General features: G+C 55.5%; 12 protein-coding genes. 4 read left to right on the plus strand and 8 right to left on the minus strand.

Annotated elements, in window-relative coordinates; translation table 11 throughout:
- Positions 1 to 52 precede the first annotated feature (52 nt).
- The 5 genes from E3E36_RS08025 to E3E36_RS08045 form a co-directional block, all read right to left on the minus strand.
- On the minus strand, positions 53 to 706 hold the full coding sequence (locus E3E36_RS08025) for a DUF4097 family beta strand repeat-containing protein (protein WP_167895332.1): 654 nt from the start codon (positions 704 to 706) through the stop codon (positions 53 to 55).
- A complete protein-coding gene (locus E3E36_RS08030) occupies positions 696 to 1,370 on the minus strand; it encodes a hypothetical protein (RefSeq protein ID WP_167894937.1) in 675 nt (224 codons plus the stop codon). Before E3E36_RS08030 ends, E3E36_RS08025 begins: the two co-directional genes overlap by 11 nt.
- 133 nt (positions 1,371 to 1,503) lie before the next feature.
- Positions 1,504 to 2,808, minus strand: a complete 1,305-nt coding sequence (locus E3E36_RS08035; protein WP_167894938.1) for a hypothetical protein — start codon at positions 2,806 to 2,808, stop codon at positions 1,504 to 1,506.
- Positions 2,805 to 3,218 carry a helix-turn-helix transcriptional regulator gene (locus tag E3E36_RS08040; protein ID WP_167894939.1) on the minus strand — a complete coding sequence of 138 codons (414 nt, stop codon included), beginning with the start codon at positions 3,216 to 3,218 and terminating at the stop codon, positions 2,805 to 2,807. Before E3E36_RS08040 ends, E3E36_RS08035 begins: the two co-directional genes overlap by 4 nt.
- Before the next feature lie 176 nt (positions 3,219 to 3,394).
- Positions 3,395 to 3,880, minus strand: coding sequence for a PadR family transcriptional regulator (locus E3E36_RS08045; protein ID WP_167895333.1), 486 nt, complete (start codon positions 3,878 to 3,880; stop codon positions 3,395 to 3,397).
- A gap of 117 nt (positions 3,881 to 3,997) precedes the next feature.
- On the opposite strand from E3E36_RS08045, the gene E3E36_RS08050 reads away from it, so the two are divergent.
- The 3 genes from E3E36_RS08050 (at position 3,998) to E3E36_RS08060 (ending at position 10,093) form a co-directional block, all read left to right on the plus strand.
- Positions 3,998 to 8,050, plus strand: coding sequence for an MMPL family transporter (locus tag E3E36_RS08050; protein ID WP_167894940.1), 4,053 nt, complete (start codon positions 3,998 to 4,000; stop codon positions 8,048 to 8,050).
- Positions 8,051 to 8,145: 95 nt separating this feature from the next.
- Positions 8,146 to 9,024: an AEC family transporter gene (locus tag E3E36_RS08055; RefSeq protein ID WP_167894941.1), complete on the plus strand. Its 879-nt coding sequence runs from the start codon at positions 8,146 to 8,148 to the stop codon at positions 9,022 to 9,024.
- 49 nt (positions 9,025 to 9,073) lie between these two features.
- Positions 9,074 to 10,093 (plus strand): M42 family metallopeptidase, encoded by a 1,020-nt coding sequence (locus tag E3E36_RS08060; RefSeq protein WP_167894942.1) that lies wholly within the window; start codon positions 9,074 to 9,076, stop codon positions 10,091 to 10,093.
- A gap of 71 nt (positions 10,094 to 10,164) precedes the next feature.
- Here E3E36_RS08060 and E3E36_RS08065 read toward each other — a convergent pair whose 3' ends face one another.
- The 3 genes from E3E36_RS08065 to serK all read right to left on the minus strand — a co-directional run bounded on the left by E3E36_RS08065 (position 10,165) and on the right by serK (position 14,269).
- Positions 10,165 to 12,552 carry an ABC transporter substrate-binding protein gene (locus E3E36_RS08065; protein WP_167894943.1) on the minus strand — a complete coding sequence of 796 codons (2,388 nt, stop codon included), beginning with the start codon at positions 12,550 to 12,552 and terminating at the stop codon, positions 10,165 to 10,167.
- 215 nt (positions 12,553 to 12,767) lie between these two features.
- Positions 12,768 to 13,433: an HAD family phosphatase gene (locus E3E36_RS08075; protein ID WP_167894944.1), complete on the minus strand. Its 666-nt coding sequence runs from the start codon at positions 13,431 to 13,433 to the stop codon at positions 12,768 to 12,770.
- A gap of 107 nt (positions 13,434 to 13,540) precedes the next feature.
- Positions 13,541 to 14,269 carry an L-serine kinase SerK gene (gene serK, locus E3E36_RS08080; RefSeq protein ID WP_167894945.1) on the minus strand — a complete coding sequence of 243 codons (729 nt, stop codon included), beginning with the start codon at positions 14,267 to 14,269 and terminating at the stop codon, positions 13,541 to 13,543.
- Between the two features lie 170 nt (positions 14,270 to 14,439).
- Between serK and E3E36_RS08085 the strand changes: the two genes are divergently transcribed.
- The gene (locus tag E3E36_RS08085) at positions 14,440 to 15,585 is read left to right on the plus strand and encodes a DUF763 domain-containing protein (RefSeq protein ID WP_167894946.1); all 1,146 of its coding nucleotides are present in this window, start codon (positions 14,440 to 14,442) and stop codon (positions 15,583 to 15,585) included.
- Positions 15,586 to 15,588 lie beyond the last annotated feature (3 nt).

Below are 15,588 nucleotides of genomic sequence, written 5' to 3' on the forward strand. Positions count from 1 at the left end.
CCACATAATTCTTTGATTCAGCAATTACTGAGTTGGCCAAAAACTGAAAGGCTCAGACGAGCTCAACCCTCACATCCCCGTTGACGGTGCTCACTTTGACTGTGAACTCTCCCGTGCCTATCACCGGGTCGTCCGGGTCTATCCCGACGAGCTTGACGTCCCCGTTCACCCGCTTGGCAATTATCCTGGCGTCGCAGAAGTCCGTGAGCCTGAGCGTTATGTTACCGTTGACGCAACCCACGTCTATGTCATCCTCCAGCTCCTCGATTGTCAGCTCTATCTCCCCGTTCACGGTTGATGCCTTCAGCGGGCCCGCAACGGCCAGATGGGCATTTATCTCCCCGTTCACGGTGCTCAGCTTCTTGGCCTCACAGTCCTTAAGGGATATCTCGCCGTTGACGGTTGTGGCCCCTTCAAAGCGCACGTTTCTCGCGTTAAGCTTGCCGTTCACGTTCTTGGCATTTACAATGGCTGATCTGGGAACCCTCACCTCTATTTCGGCCCATCCACTGTCCTCAAGTGGGTTGAAGAACTTCTTTTTCGGTTCTTCCTTTATGATGAGTTTGCTGCCCTTCTGCTCAACATTGACGCTGACCTCACCGTGCGGAACGTAGTTAACTTCCACGTAGTCGTTTTCCCAGCCCTCAATCTCCAGTCGGCCGCTCACGGCCTTTATCTTAACTTCCTTCACGTTTTCAAACATCATCCTCATCACCTTCACAGAAAGTTAATTCCACTATTCCACCAATATCCGCCCTGAGCGTTATGGTGTCCCTTCCATCGCCGAGAACGGGGTCTTTCGGATCAATCCCATCTAGCTTGACGACCCCGCCGTTGTTCTCGACGCTTATCGAGGCATCGCAGTCCAGAGGGAGGCATATTTTTAGTATCCCCATGTTGCTGACCGCCTTAATGCTGCCTCTAAGTTCCTCAACCTTGAGGGCAACGGTTCCGGCCATTGCCATTACGGACGCCTTTTCCTTCACCACAACTGATCCGCTGAGGGTGGAGACGGCAGAGATTAGGTCTCCAATGATGCATCCTTTTAGCGAGGTTTTGCACTCGCCAACCGAAAGGCTCTCAAAGTGCACACCCTCTGCCGTAACCTGCCCCCTCTTGATCCCCACCGAAACTGGAACCCCGAAGGGAACGTGGAGTTCCAGGGGTTCCAGGCTCCTGTCCCGCTTTATAGTCTTCCCGAGCTTCCATATGGCCTTGTAGTCCACCGAAAGCTTCCCATCTTTGACTCGGATTTTGATACCCTTCTCTGAGCGGGGGTTAAGCTCCACGTAGTCTCTGTCCCAGGCGGCTATTTTGAGGTCAACGTCGACGAGCTTCATCCAGACCCTCTCGATACCTTCAAACCTCACAGCCAGCCCCCCAATGGAATAAGGTCAAAAAGGGGCCGCTCGTGCCCCGTCTTCTCTTCACATTCACCGTTTCTGCGCTCGGTGGCCGAGATTTCTTGAGAGACTTCTGCTAATGCTGAGGTCTCCACGTTCTTCACCCCAGATACCTCATCAGCTCGTCGAGAAGCTCTTTGACGCGCCTGCCGAGGAGCATTCTGTCTATACCAAGGCCCTCTATCAGCTCGGCGCTCTGCTCTTCAACGATATCCTTGGCCTTCTTCACGACAAGTTTGTACGCGTCGGAGTCCTCTATAGTGTAGGCCTTCCCACCAGCCCTTATGCGTACCTTTCCATCCCTGGCAGAGATGACAACGTCTTCAATCTTTATTTTCGTCCTTCCCCGTCCAACGGTTATGGAAACGTCTCCTGAACGGAGAGACACGTGTTCCGTGCCCAGGCTCAGAACCTCGTTTCCGCTCCTATACACTACCCTGCCGTCCTCTACCTCGATGGAGTACTCCTCTGTCTGAACCTTCAGCCTGTTGCCCACCTTCGTGAGCTGGAAGCCGTTGGTTAGCTCTCTTATCGTGAGCATGTTCGCGGGGGGCGTCTCGGGGCTACCTTCGCGGAACCTCATGGGCCCTATCTTGACCTCCTCGCCGGTTGGGGTCTCAATGACCTCAATGAAGGGCAGCTTAACGTACTCAAAGTTCTCACCCTTGTAGACCTTGATGAAGCCCAGATCAACTACGCTGTCCCTCTTGCCTTTCCTGTAGAGCCTCTCCGGGTTCACCAGTTCGTTTACCTGGGAGACAAAGCCCGGATCGGGCGAGGTCTTCTTTCCGGCTATTTTCTCCTCCGTCCAGACGATGGCCGGCGAGAGGAGCTTCTTGCTAACCTTGCCGAGGGGCGTCTCTGCCTCGACAACCATCTCGCCGTTCAGAACCCACCCGACATTCTTCCTCCCGAACTTCACGGGGTAGGCCTTTCCATGGCCGACAATTTTGACCTCACCAAAATCGGCACCACTGAACTCGTAGGCCTTCTTCTCTACCTTCACATCGAACCTCTTCTCGTCGAACTTGGCCAGTAACAGGCCCGCTATGGTCAGGACAACCGCGTAGGCAAAGGCCGTCCCATCGTAGGCGTGTAGGTTTTCGCTCATGCCCAGCCAGCCCCCGAAAAACAGGAAAACGCTTGTCCAGAAGAACCCTTTAGCGAGGGCAAAGACTATCCCGCTGATCGTTACCCCAAACCACTTGCCGACGCTCAGCAGTTCAAAGGCGAAGATGAGCGCTATTATCGCGTAGACTATCTGGTCATTGTACGCCTCAAGTCGAAGCGGCCCCTTGAACAGCCAGGCTATGAGCAGTATGGCAGTGGCGGCTTTCAGGTATTCAGCCACCCTAAACCTCGGGCCCTCGTGTCTAGCGGTCCTGTACTTCCACACAAAACTCATTCTTCCACCTCCTCAAGGGCAGTGATTATCTCGAGCAAACGCAAAAACAAACGTCCGTTGGGCGAAATCTGATACCTGTCTCCCTTCCTCACCATCTCCGTCCTTGTAAGGAGCTTCAGGTGGTGGGAGACCGTGGGGCTCTCCACTCCGAGGGCTTCCTTTATCTCCTTGAAGCCCATCGGACTCTCCGATAGCATCTTGAGTATCCTTATCCTGTCAGGATTGGCAAGGGCTTTGAGGGTCTTCGCCGCCTTCTCCTCGTCGAGCTCTGGCAGCTTCCCACCCTCAAGCTTTCTCCTTAGACGGGCCTTTATGGAGAGCATGACCTCGTCCACGGGGTCGATGTTCTCCTCGAGCACCTCCAGCTTCTTTTTCAGCTCTTCGAGCTGAACCTTCAGGTCGTTCTCCATGGTACCACCTGGTACAGATTTATGTAGTACATTTTTCTGTACTAAATTAGCACGGTGGGTATATATAAGTTTATCGGTAGATGTGCAAAAACATCTATGCGGGACAAGGTTCCGGCAGCAGAAGGGGGCGGGAAAGGCCCTCCATCCCATAGGGAGAGCCGGTCAAAAGAAAACCCTCAGTCTCCCGTCAGCTCGGCCTCTATCGTTCTTATCTCCTCGTCGAGTATGTCGCGTATCCTCTTGAGGAGCTCCAGGTAGGTCCTGACGGTCTCCCTGTCCATCGGCCTCTTAAGCTCCATCTCCTCGAGCTTTTTCTTCAGTGCCTCATGGTAGTTCACAGAGGTGTACAGAACCCTCAAGGCGAGGTCGTTGGAGGTTTTGAGGTACTCCCAGCCCTTCTCGGTGAGGCTGTATTTGACCCTCCTCACCCTACCCCTGTACTCTTCCCTTGGCTCCAAAAGTCCCTCCTCGACCATCTTGTTGAGGAGAGTGTACAGGTTGCTGTGACTGGGCTTCCAGAGTCCGATGGCGAACTTTTCAAGCTCCTTTAGAATCTCGTAGCCGTGAGCTTCTCCCTTCAGGCCGACGATGACAAGTATGATGTTCTTCAGCGGAACTGTGAATAGGCCCTTGATTATCCTCCGCTCCACGTCTTCCCCCATCTCGACCACCCATGGTTGAAGGTTGAACCACAACCCTTATAAACGCTTCTCTCAACGACATGTCGAACTTCGACATGTTTGAATTCATCATGTTGATAAGTGACAATGGTGGTGGGGATGGCGTGGAATGACTGGATCGTTAAGCACGCAAAGGCCATTGTGGCCCTCTGGATAATAGCAGTTATAGCCGCGATGCCCCTGGCTGCAAAGCTAGCCGACGTGACCAACTACAGCATGGATCAGTTCCTCCCGAAGGACGTGGAGTCCGTCAAGGTTCAGGACACCCTGGCAAAGGAGTTCCCCGAGTTCTCGACCAGCGACAACCAGACCTACATGATAGTGAGTGGAGTGGACGTGAACGACCCCGCGACGAGAGAAGCCTACGAGCGCTTCAAGGCCGAGGCAAGGCCCTACGGGAGCAATTTCACCTCCTACTACGATGCAATTGATCTGCTCCACAACAGATCCTATGAGATAGCGCTCAACCTCACCAGGACGACCGCCAACCTGACCGGGATATTCTATGAGTCGGCGATAAACGCCAGCAACGCCTACGGGATGACGCTTACTCAGATCGAAAACCTTAGCGACCAGGTTAAGACCCTCAACGAAACCGTTCCCCAGCTGGCTAAGGCCTACCTCGCGCTTGATGCCAACCTCACCGCACTCTACAACCAGAGCCTCGCCCTCAGGGATGCCCTCAACGAGACGGACACCGCTTACGTCGCCCTTCACGAGAACCTCACCATGGCCAGCGAACAGCTGAAAGCGCTGAACTCCACGATAGCCGGGCTAAACGTCGGCCTCTACAACCTGAGCGATAACTACGCGAGAACTTACCTCGGAACGATAGGGGCCTACGACGCCCTCGTCCAGGCGGGGGCCTACGGGAGGGGCCTTGATCAGGCGACGGCTCAGGCGATAGCCGTCCAGCTCGGCGTTCCTGTTGAGTTCGTCTACGCGGTCTACAACGCGACTTACCCGGCCTACTCGACCTACGGCTCCGGTGCGATAACCGACGGCTTCCTGGCCAACGTCACGAAGGGAATGATTCTAAGTCAGATTAACGACCAGATGCAGAAGAGCCTCGCCGAGGCCTATTCCATTGCCTTTTATCAGGGCGTCGTGGCATTCGACGGCAAAGCTGGAAGCGATTATGCTCTAATCAACCTTGGCAAGAACGCGGCCAAGCCCGTCGAAGAAATAGCGGGTGAGGCCCTCAATAATCTTCCCGGCATCATCGGGAAGGCCGGCGGGAGCTTTGAGGTTCCGGGCTTCGGCGGGATTCCCGCCCAAACACTGGCCTACACTGTGAACGTCTCGATAAGTCTTGGAAGAAACCCAGCACCGCCAGCCATTGAGAACGCGACTATCGAGGTTGCCAAGGTCATTATGACTGGAAGCCCTCTCCTAGAAATGCCAAACCCTGACGAGGTACTCAGGACGCTCCTCGTTTACGGTCCGACGAAGGAGCTTGAGGAGAGCCTGCTCGTCGGTGCCCTGGAGGACAAGCTTCCGGCGGAGCAGAATGCACTCGCCGAGCCAATAGTCAGGACCGTTGTGAGCTTCGACGCCAACGCCACCGGCGTTCTGACCAAGAACCCTGCCCTGCTGAAGAAGGGCACAGTCTCCCTGCTCGCGGAGATTCTTAAGGAAAAGGGCGTCGAGCTTCCAGAGAGCGTTATTAGAGAGATCTACGACTCCAACGGGAACGTCGCCCCGATTGCGAGGGAGCTTTTAATCCAGGAGACCGCTGAGGAGGTTGGAAGCGAGAAGGTTGCTGAAACCATCGTTGATACCGTCCTCAAGAACCCCGAGGAGCTGGGGAAAGGCAGGGGCGTTAAAGAGACCGTCAAGGAGATAATCACGAGCCTGGCCGGAGACGTTCCGATAGACCTCGGCAAAGTTGTGGACGGGGTTTACGCCGGCAAGAGTCGGGAGGAGATAGCCTACACCCTGTTCGAACAGGGCGTTGATGAGAAGCTCGCCAGCGTCAGCGCACCCGAGGAAGTGAAGGAGACGCTGAGGGAGATAATGCTGACCGTTGCCAGGGACTACCCGATGAGCGACTCCCGGATTGAGGCCCTGGTCAGGGAGGAGGCCGTTAAGTTCGTCGAGAAACTCATCAGGGAGATTGACCTCGGAGTTCCGCTCCACATCAACGCGACCAGGCTTGTGGAGATCGCTTTCAAATTCAGGGACGATCCAGGAGCAATTACCAGGGAGGACGTCAAGCCCATTGAAGAGCAGGTCTACCCATCCATTTACAGCCTCGCAGAGAGTTACATCGGCATGCTCAAGAGCCCGGACAACAGGACGATGATGATACTCTTCGTCCCCAAGGGTCTCGAGGGAGTCAGCGACCTGGAGAAGCAGAGCAAAGCGCAGTACGAGAGCTCACTGAAGGTCAAGGAGGTCGCGCTGAGGGAGTTTGGGAAGGTCTCACCGGAGGTTAAGGCCTACGTCACCGGAACCCCCATCCAGACCTACGAGGCCATCAAGTACGGCAAGGAGGACAACGACAAGACCACCAAGTTCAGCATAGCGGGGGCACTGCTCGTGCTCCTGGTACTCATGGGTGCGGCTCTACTGGCGACGCTCCTCCCCTTCACCGGCGTGGCAACTGCAACCCTCACCGCGCTAGGGATACTATACCTGCTCGCGAAGGGAGACTACCTCGACGTCGGGAGCTGGGCCCAGATGCTGACCGTCACAACGGCGCTCGGACTGGGGATAGATTACTCTACATACTACCTGCACCGCTTTAGGGAGTACCTGGCTGAGGGCTACGACCACGAGAAAGCGGCGAGTGAGGCGTTGAAGAGGGCAAAGGACGCTGTTCTGGCCAGTGCTTCAACGGACATCATAGCCTTCGCAAGCTTTGTCCTTGCCTGGGAGTTCCCGATATTCAAGACAATGGGCATCATAGCACCCCTCGCCGTCGTCATAGTCCTCCTCGCCAGTCTGACCTTTATTCCGGCGATAACGGTTCTCATAGGGGACAAACCGGCCTTCTGGTGGCCAAAGCACATCGAGCACCACCTCAGCAACGTAAACCTTCACGAGAGGAGCAGAATAGCGGAGTGGGCCGTTAAGCACGCCAAGGCTGTTGTGCTCGTGGCGCTCCTCCTGGCCGTCCCAGCAGCTTACAATTTTGCCAACTTCAGCGGCACCCACGACATAAAGCTCTTCATCCCCAAGGACAGCGAGACCTACCGCTTCCTCCAGCTCAGCGAGAGCACTGTTGGCGCGGGCGTCACATCACCGACCTACGTGGTCATAGACCTCGGCCACCCGCTGAGTGATGGAGACCTCCAGACCATCAAATCCCTGGCCGAGAGTATTTCAAAGGTGGAAGGCGTCGAGTACGTCTACACCGTGACCCAGCCCTACGGGAGGCCCGTGAACGTCAGTGTGAAGGAGCTGAAGTCCATTGGCGGCGACCGCTATCTGTCCAGGGACGGCACCAAAGTGCTGATTCAAGTAACCGGGAAGTACGAGGCCACCGATGACCGCTCCAAGGACATGGTGAGGGAGATAAGGGTGATAGTGAAGGGCGAGGAAGAGTCAGGGGCAATAAAGTCCGGAATGGTCGGAGGCAATACCGCTTTAGCCCTCGACCTCAGTGACCTTATCAACGACGTCTTCTGGCACAGGATCTTCCCGGTGGCACTGCTGCTGATGTTCCTCTCGTTGATACCGACCCTCAAGGGACTGCCAGCGGTTATAACCACCATAGGCACCATAGCAGTCGGCGTGCTCCTCAGCATAACGGTCTCCAGCTGGCTCTTCGAGAGGGTCTTTGGCCAGCAGGTCATGTGGTTCCTGCCCATGATGGTCTTCGTGGTGCTCATGGGCGTTGGCATAGACTACAATAGCTTCTATCTCGTCAAAGCAAGGGACGAGTTCGAGCGCAGGAGCGCGAGGGACGCGCTGGTGGTCGCTGCTGGAACGATGGACACCCTCGTCGTCGGCCTCGCGGCGGTGCTGGCGGTGACCTACGGCTCGCTGATGACTGGGGCGACCTGGGGCATCAGGGAGATAGGCTTCGCCCTGGCCGTTGGAGTCCTGCTGACGGCCACTGCAGCCGTCTACTTCATAGGGCCGGCCACGATGGCGCTCTTCGGAGAAAAGGCCTGGTGGCCATTGCACAAAGGAAGGAAAGAGTAGTCCCGCTCTGTTTTTATTTTTGTTCGTTCCTTCGCCCCAACCCCTTCCATTTTTATGTTCGACATACTTTTAAACGCTAAGTCCGAGCTTTTAGTATGGATGTCTATCAGATGCTCGCCCTCATAGCCCTCGGATACGTCCTGAAGCGCTTAATTAAGGACGAGAGGCCATTCTATTGGCTCAACCTCTTCTCCACCCGCATTCTCCTGACGCTCTTCGTCTTCGGCAACGTCGCGAGCAAGGACCTGGGCTACCTCCTGAGCATAAAGCTAGTTTTCATCTATGTCCTCCTCATCATTGCCCTCAGTCTGGGCCTCTCGTACCTCTACACGCGGCATTTCGTTAAAGACGAGGACTGGCGCGGGGCGCTCATGATACTCTCGACCTACCCAAACACCGCGGCGATGGGCTTCCCCATAGCGAGCCTTTTTCTCGACGACATAACCCCTGCAATACTCTACTCGACCACCAACAGCCTCATCGTTCTCCCGCTGGTGACTTTTATAGCGGCCCACTACTCGAGCGGAAAGGCGTCAATCAAGGACAGCCTCGTCAAAGCCCTCAAGTTTCCTCCGACGGCGGCAAACCTTCTGGCCCTCTTCATAGTCCTGGCGAGAGTCAAACTGCCCTCCTGGCTCCTCGAACCGGCGAAATCAATAGGCTGGTGGAGTATACCTCTCCTGCTGGTCTACTTCGGCTCGATAATAAACCTCCGCGAGTTCAGACTGAGGCATCTGGCTGAAGTCGGTCTCTTCAGGAGCGTGATTCCCTTCCTCTTCGTCCTCCTGACGCTGAGGGGGGCCGGAGACATATACTACGCCGTCCTCGTCGAGGCCTCGATGCCCCCGGCCATAATGGCCAACGTAGTCTTGGCCCACTACAAGCTGAAGGCCGGGGAGGGAATAGGCGTCACGGTGGTACTGACGCTCATAACCCTTCTTTTCTTCATGGCCATCAAAGCCTTAGGGGCATGAAACCGATGCCCTTTTCAAACCTTCGAGCGATTTCTTAACGGTGATCCACATGGAGCGCATCGTTGAAATTCTGAGGAAAATCCTTGAGATTCCTTCCCCGACAGGATACACGAAGGAGGTTACAGCCTACATCGCCCAACTCCTAAACGAGAACGGAATTAAAACGTACTACACGAACAAAGGGGCGCTTGTGGCGGGCAACCACCCCAAGCCAAAGCTGGTAATAGCGGCTCACGTTGACACCCTCGGTGCAATGGTAAGGGGAATCCTGCCCGACGGGCACCTTACCTTCACGAGGATTGGCGGCCTCCACCTGCCTGCCTTCGAGGGCGAGTACTGCACGATAATCACCCGGTCGGGCAAGCGCTACCGCGGAACGCTCCTCCTCAAGAACCCGAGCGTCCACGTGAACAAGGAGGCCGGTAAGAAGGAGAGGAAAGAGGAGAATATGTACATCCGCCTGGACGAGCTCGTTGAGAAGAAAGAGGACACGGAGAAGCTCGGCATAAGGCCCGGGGACTTCATAGCCTTCGACCCGAAGTTTGAGTACGTTAACGGCTTTGTCAAGGCCCACTTCCTCGACGACAAGGCGAGCGTTGCAGTCCTCATTGACCTGATGCTCGACCTCGGTGCTGAAACTCTGGAAAAGCTCCCGGTGGCTTTCTTCTTCTCGCCCTACGAGGAGGTCGGACATGGAGGTTCGAGCGGCTATCCACCGAGCATGAGGGAGCTCCTCGTCGTTGACATGGGTGTCGTTGGCGATGGTGTCGCCGGCAAGGAGACAGCTGTATCGATAGCGGCCAAAGACTCGAGCGGCCCTTACGACTACGAGATGACGACGAAGCTCATTGAGCTTGCCGAAAAGAGGAATATCCCGCACGTGGTCGATGTCTTCCCTTATTACGGTTCCGACGGGAGTGCAGCTGTCAGGGCTGGCTGGGACGTCAGGGTAGCCCTCATCGGCCAGGGGGTCCATGCAAGCCACGGCATGGAGAGGACGCACATCAAGGGCATGTTCGCCACGAAGGAGCTGATAAGGGCCTACATTGAGGAGGGGTTTGGAGTTTAAGCCTTCTTTTCCTCTTAGTTTTGAATCTGAAAAAGATAGGAAAGTCAACTAGCTATGTTGCCTCTCAGGCTTCATCTTTTCCAGCCCATGAGGAGCACCAGCACCAGTATCAAAAGGCCCGCCAGGCCAATTGCATAGATGAGCGAGGTGTTGGTGGCCGTTTGGTGGTCATCCGACCCGTTAGTTGGTGGTGGGGACTCGCTTTGAGAGGATGAAGTCGAGACCTGGGACGTCGTGGGGGTCGAGTCTGAAGGAGTGACCGGCGATGCTCCCTGGAATGCCCTCAATTCCAAGAACAGGTTCTCCGGCTCGTATTTTTCAATGTAGAACGGCCCGTTGCTTATTACCGCATGGCCCTTGGCATCAATCCACTCGATTGCTCTGGTGTAGCCCTCTCTCGGATCGCCCACATCCTCAGTAATCGCGGCGGGAACGGCATTTTTATCCCTTAGAACCATCAGAACCTTTCTCAGATCAGCAACGTACTCCTTAGAAAGGAGGTTGAGGCACTCCACACCGCGACCGCTCTCGCTGAAGGAGTACTTCGTTTTGGTATCATAGGCGCTCGAATTGGTCACGAGCTCGCCCATGGCATAGTAGAGCTCCCACGGGAGGTCGGGATAGAATACGTAGGCCTTTGCGGTGACGTCGTCGGCGAACGGGTGGGCGTAGCTGCCATAGACTATGTAACTGTCGTTGGTGAACTGGAAGCCGAGGATATTCCTGAGCGATGCCGCGGTGTCTGAAAGGGCCCCGTCGTAGTACGGGTCGTCGGCACCGTCCTTGTAAGCCCAGGTGTAGAGGAACGCGATGTAATACTTGAGGTCTGCAGTTCTCATCTTGACGCCATCGTGCCACCGGCCAAAGTCGCAGGTGACCCTGACCTTGACCTTAGCACTTTCACCGGCGTGGGCCGCTATCCAGCCCTGGGTCTGGTTGTAGATAACCGCATCGCCCGGAACTGTGAACTCACCCCTCTCAATCTCCCACCTGCACCTGTACGGGGTGTAGAGGCCGTCGGGGCCGACGAACCCTCCTGGGTCGTGAACGAGGCCCCACAGGTTGGCTGGGAAGACGTGAGTATCAAAACCACTAACCGGATTGAATGGAAGACAAAACCCCCCGCAGGTCGGGATGAAGTAGGCCACCTTGAGCACTCCGTCAGGTGTCTTTGCGTTCAGGACGCTCCAGCGGTTGAGGATTCCGGTGGCCGGATCAGAGACTATGTCGGTAACTCTCTCCCTGTTCACAGGCGAGAGCTCCCACTCCTCGACAAGGAAGACCCTGGCACTCTCCATTATTCCGATGCCCATAGCTATTTTCTGGAGATCCCAGTACTGGTCAGCGTTGTTGATGGTGTAGCTCCTGCCGTTGACCTCAAGGCTGAGGTTGGTGAGAAGTTTTGTCAGCTCTTCTTCCGTCCAGTTGAGCATCTCCCCGAGTTCCGAGGTGTTCTGGTAGTAAGCCGCACCGATGGCGCGGAGACCGGCGTTGGCGTTGCCGTTGCCGACTTCATTGAGGAATTCCAAGACAGTTACAGTGTTCCTGTGCTTAGGCTCTATCGCTCCCGGGAGGTAACCGTACCAGGCCGAGTAAAACCAGGCGGCGTAGTCGTCGATCCAGAGACTGGGACTCCCTCTAATGAGCCAGCCGCCAGTGTAGATATTCCACTCGTAGTTGCTCGGCGGCTTGGCGAAGACGACCTGACCGGCCTTTTGCCTGTCCCAGAAAAGCTCCTCAACGGCGAAGCCGGCCTTCTGGAGCTGCTTTGAGACATACATTCCTATCTCTTTCCTCTCGTCCTCGATACGGATGACGAACTTGATAGTGACCGGTCTGCCGTCGAAGTACCAGAAGCCGTCGGCTCTCCTCTCCAGAACGTGACCGTACTTGGCAACCTGCTCGGCGGCTTCGCCCATGGCCTCGTCTATCATCTTGAGGGCCAGCCCCTCATTTCCGCCCCCTGTGAGGTTTAAAGCAGTATAAACCGCTTCGAAGTACTTGCTGGCCGGGTGACTGGGCCTGATGCAGCCGAACATCGGGGCGCCGCCATTTTGGTATACATTCTGCACGACGTAATCCCTGCTTATGAGGTAGTTCATTGCAAACCTAACTTCCATGATGGCGAAGGGATTGAAGTAGGTCTCGTTCCCCAGGGTGACGATAGGGGCATCCTTGTCCGGGTCATGGTAGGTGTTGAAGGTCAGCTCGTTGTAGGAGACGACGGTCTTGTAGAGTTCGAGGTTTTTGAGGAGGTCTTTATCCAGACGCCGGTATTCATCGGCCGGAAGGGAGAAGAGCCCGATATCGTATTCACCCTTGGCTATCCGGCGGAGAACCAGTTCGGGGTTCTGAACTCCCTGGAACTTGATGACGTCTATTGGAGACCATTCCTCGGCTCCCGCTAATGGTGCCAGAAGAACGAGCAGGAGCAGAGAAAGGGCAATTACCGACCTCATAAACCATCACCGCGATGTTACTCAGTGAGGTAAAGCCGACGGAATAATATACCCTTCGGGACTATATAAGCCTTACCACTGCAGGGAAAAAGGGAAGAAAACTCACTCCAGCTTGGCACCGCAGGCCGGGGGATATTCGGGAACGAGAACGTTGACAAGTCTCTCAACTGGCTGGATGGCCTTGAGGTCGGCATAGACGTCTTTGAGAAAGAGTTCTACGGGGAGTGAACTCCCATCTTTTTTACCAGCTCCACAAGCTCCCAGAGATCCTTCACGTAGTAGTCAGCACCCTCGATTTTTCCGAAGCGCGTCACATTAACGACCTTCATTCCAGCGCGCTTTCCTGCGAGTACGTCGTGATAACTGTCGCCTACCATCATCGCCTCTTCGGGTTTCAGACCGAGCGCGTTTAGGGCTTTCTCAACAAGATATGGACTGGGCTTGACGCCATCCAGATTAGAGTAGTCCTTCCCATAGACAACCTCAAAGTATTTCCTCAAGCCAAAAAGGCCAAGAACGAACTCTGTGCACTCCTGGGAAGCGTTGCTCACGGCTGCGAGCTTCATGCCCATCTTTTTCAGTTTTCCCAGAGCACCAACATCGGGGAACGGCTTTATCCTGCCGAGCCGCGCCATTTCCCTCCGATAGCGGAGGTTCACCTCATCCACGATTTTCCAGAACTCCACGTGGTCTATCCCAAAGCGCTCCACGTAACTCCTGGGCAGGTCTCCCCTCACAGTTCTCCGGTAGGTCTCGTAGTCGAGGTCAATACCATGCCTCCTCAGCTCGGGCAGAACCCAGCCCTCGTACCATTCCCTGTGGTCGTAGCCCTCGTAGTAGACGAGGGTCTCGTCAACGTCGAATATCAATCCCTTAAGCATGCCTCAGCCTCCTGGACTGTTCATCACGGCGCCGCGTGAAGCGCGGTCTCAGCCGGTTGATCCTTCTTCATCGGCGGAGAAAGTAGGAAAGAGGGGGTTAAAAACCTTCAGAACAGCTCCTCGAGCTTGACGTCTATCTTGTCCGGGTTGAAGGGCAGGACGTGCCTGGTGGTCTTCGGGGAGTAGACCTCGCCGCGCTTGACGAGCTCCATGACCTCTTCCTTGCTTGGGGCCTTCCTGATGAAGACGTAGTCAATCTCACCCTTGGCCATATCTTCCCTGGCATCCTCCTTGAGGCCGTAGTAGATGAGCTCTATCCTGCCCTCAACGCTCATCTCGTCGAGAACCTTGCTGACCTTCTTCTGCTCCTCAAGGCCGCCGGGGATGGCAAAGCTCTTCTCGCCGACGAGGGCGAATGCTATCTCGCCCTTCTCGGCCTTCTCCTCGGCCTCTGGATCCTCGATGACCTCGAGACCCTCAGCCTTGAGCCTCTCAAGAACCTCCTCAAGGCTGCCCTTGAAGGCCGGGTACCAGGTGTAGACCTTCACGTCGTCGCTGAAGTAGTCGAGTATAACCGATGGAGCTCTCTTGGCGCCGAGCTTCTGAAGGCCGGCCCAGCGGTGGTGGCCGTCAACGATGAGGTACATGTCCTCACCCGGGACCTTCGCGAGGAGCATTGGCTTCCAGAAGAGGCCGGAGCCGGTAACGCTCTCGATGAATGCCTCGAGCTCCTTCTGGACGAGCTGCTCGTGGGGCTTCATCTTGTCGAGCTCAATAAAAACGTAATCGACCTTAATCGTGGGGATGTCGTACTTCGGAACCTTTTCAACTCCCATTACCGCGACCTCCTTCAGTATTAAACCTGCAGACGAAAATCGAGGTAGAGGATAAAAAGGCTTTCCTTGTTTTACTGCCAGGTTAAACCGATGATTATGCATCTCACCTGGCCCTCACATGAGGATTTTCCGGAACAAGGGTTAAAACCTTGAGTGACGATATAACCCTGATGAGGAACGTCGCTGATTTACCCCTCCACGGTGGCCACGTTCCGCCATGGCTCGCCCAGAGGATGAGGAAGCTGACGCGCTTAGTCCTGATTCTCGCCATCGAGGAGTACGGGACTAAAGGTCTCTTAGAGAGGCTCTCAGACCCGGTGTGGTTTCAGGCCTTTAACAACGTCATCGGCATGGACTGGGACTCATCTGGGAGTACGACGGTAACGGCCGGGATGATAAAGGACGCCCTCTGGCGGGAGGAGCTGGGCGTTAAGGCCGCTGGCGGAAAGGGCAAGAAGAGCAGGGCAACACCGGAGGAACTGAAAACCATAGCCGAGATCTACGACCTCGACCCGACTCCATACGTCAGAACGTCCAGGCTCGTGGCAAAGGTCGATACCGTTGCCCTCCAGACGGGCTACCAGCTGTACCACCACGTCTTCTTCCTAGACGAAGAAGGCAACTGGGCAGTGATACAGCAGGGTATGAACGAGGCCGAGAGGATGGCGAGGCGCTTCCACTGGTTTGATGCAGAGGTTTTCACACTCGACCCTCACAAGGGGATTGCAGGTTTAAAGAGGGAGTTCGCGCTGAACACTGTCTCGAACGAGGCCAGGGAATACCAGAAGACGCTCCTCGATATCATCCAGGAAAAGCCCGCGAAGATAGAGCGCGAGCTTGAGAGCCTCAAGGCCATAGCGAGGGGCTACCGACCGCTGGTTTATTACAAGCCCCGCGATGTGGATGAGAAGACCCTTATTCAGAAGTACGAAAGCCTAGGCAAGCTGGAGCTTAACAAGAGAGCCCTTGAGTTCGCCCGCGAGCTGAGTGTGAATAACTACGAAGAGCTTCTCCTCCTGAAGGGCCTCGGTCCAAGCACGCTGAGGGCTCTATCGCTCGTTCTGGAGCTTGTTTACGATGTCCATCCGTCGTGGAAGGACCCGGTAACGCATCCACCAGATCCCTTCAAGTTCACCTACGCGGTTGGTGGCAAAGACAGGGTGCCCTTCCCGATCGAGAGGAAGACCTACGACGAGCTGATAAGCTTCCTCGAAAAGCTCGTCGAGAAGAACCCAGGGGAGAAGGCCCTCGTCCGGAACGTGACGAAGATAACGAAGAACTGGAAGTTCCCTAAGGGGGAGAAAAGACTCACTTAGAGT

The sequence above is a fragment of the Thermococcus sp. M36 genome (assembly GCF_012027355.1).
GTDB lineage: Archaea > Methanobacteriota_B > Thermococci > Thermococcales > Thermococcaceae > Thermococcus.

Coding starts and splice junctions, on each gene's coding strand:
- E3E36_RS08075 (WP_167894944.1), bottom strand. CDS start 13,433: ATGCTTAAGGGATTGATATTCGACGTTGACGAGACCCTCGTCTACTAC.
- E3E36_RS08055 (WP_167894941.1), top strand. CDS start 8,146: ATGGATGTCTATCAGATGCTCGCCCTCATAGCCCTCGGATACGTCCTG.
- E3E36_RS08060 (WP_167894942.1), top strand. CDS start 9,074: ATGGAGCGCATCGTTGAAATTCTGAGGAAAATCCTTGAGATTCCTTCC.
- E3E36_RS08085 (WP_167894946.1), top strand. CDS start 14,440: ATGAGGAACGTCGCTGATTTACCCCTCCACGGTGGCCACGTTCCGCCA.
- E3E36_RS08035 (WP_167894938.1), bottom strand. CDS start 2,808: ATGAGTTTTGTGTGGAAGTACAGGACCGCTAGACACGAGGGCCCGAGG.
- E3E36_RS08025 (WP_167895332.1), bottom strand. CDS start 706: ATGATGTTTGAAAACGTGAAGGAAGTTAAGATAAAGGCCGTGAGCGGC.
- E3E36_RS08050 (WP_167894940.1), top strand. CDS start 3,998: ATGGCGTGGAATGACTGGATCGTTAAGCACGCAAAGGCCATTGTGGCC.
- E3E36_RS08040 (WP_167894939.1), bottom strand. CDS start 3,218: ATGGAGAACGACCTGAAGGTTCAGCTCGAAGAGCTGAAAAAGAAGCTG.
- E3E36_RS08045 (WP_167895333.1), bottom strand. CDS start 3,880: ATGGGGGAAGACGTGGAGCGGAGGATAATCAAGGGCCTATTCACAGTT.
- serK (WP_167894945.1), bottom strand. CDS start 14,269: ATGGGAGTTGAAAAGGTTCCGAAGTACGACATCCCCACGATTAAGGTC.
- E3E36_RS08065 (WP_167894943.1), bottom strand. CDS start 12,552: ATGAGGTCGGTAATTGCCCTTTCTCTGCTCCTGCTCGTTCTTCTGGCA.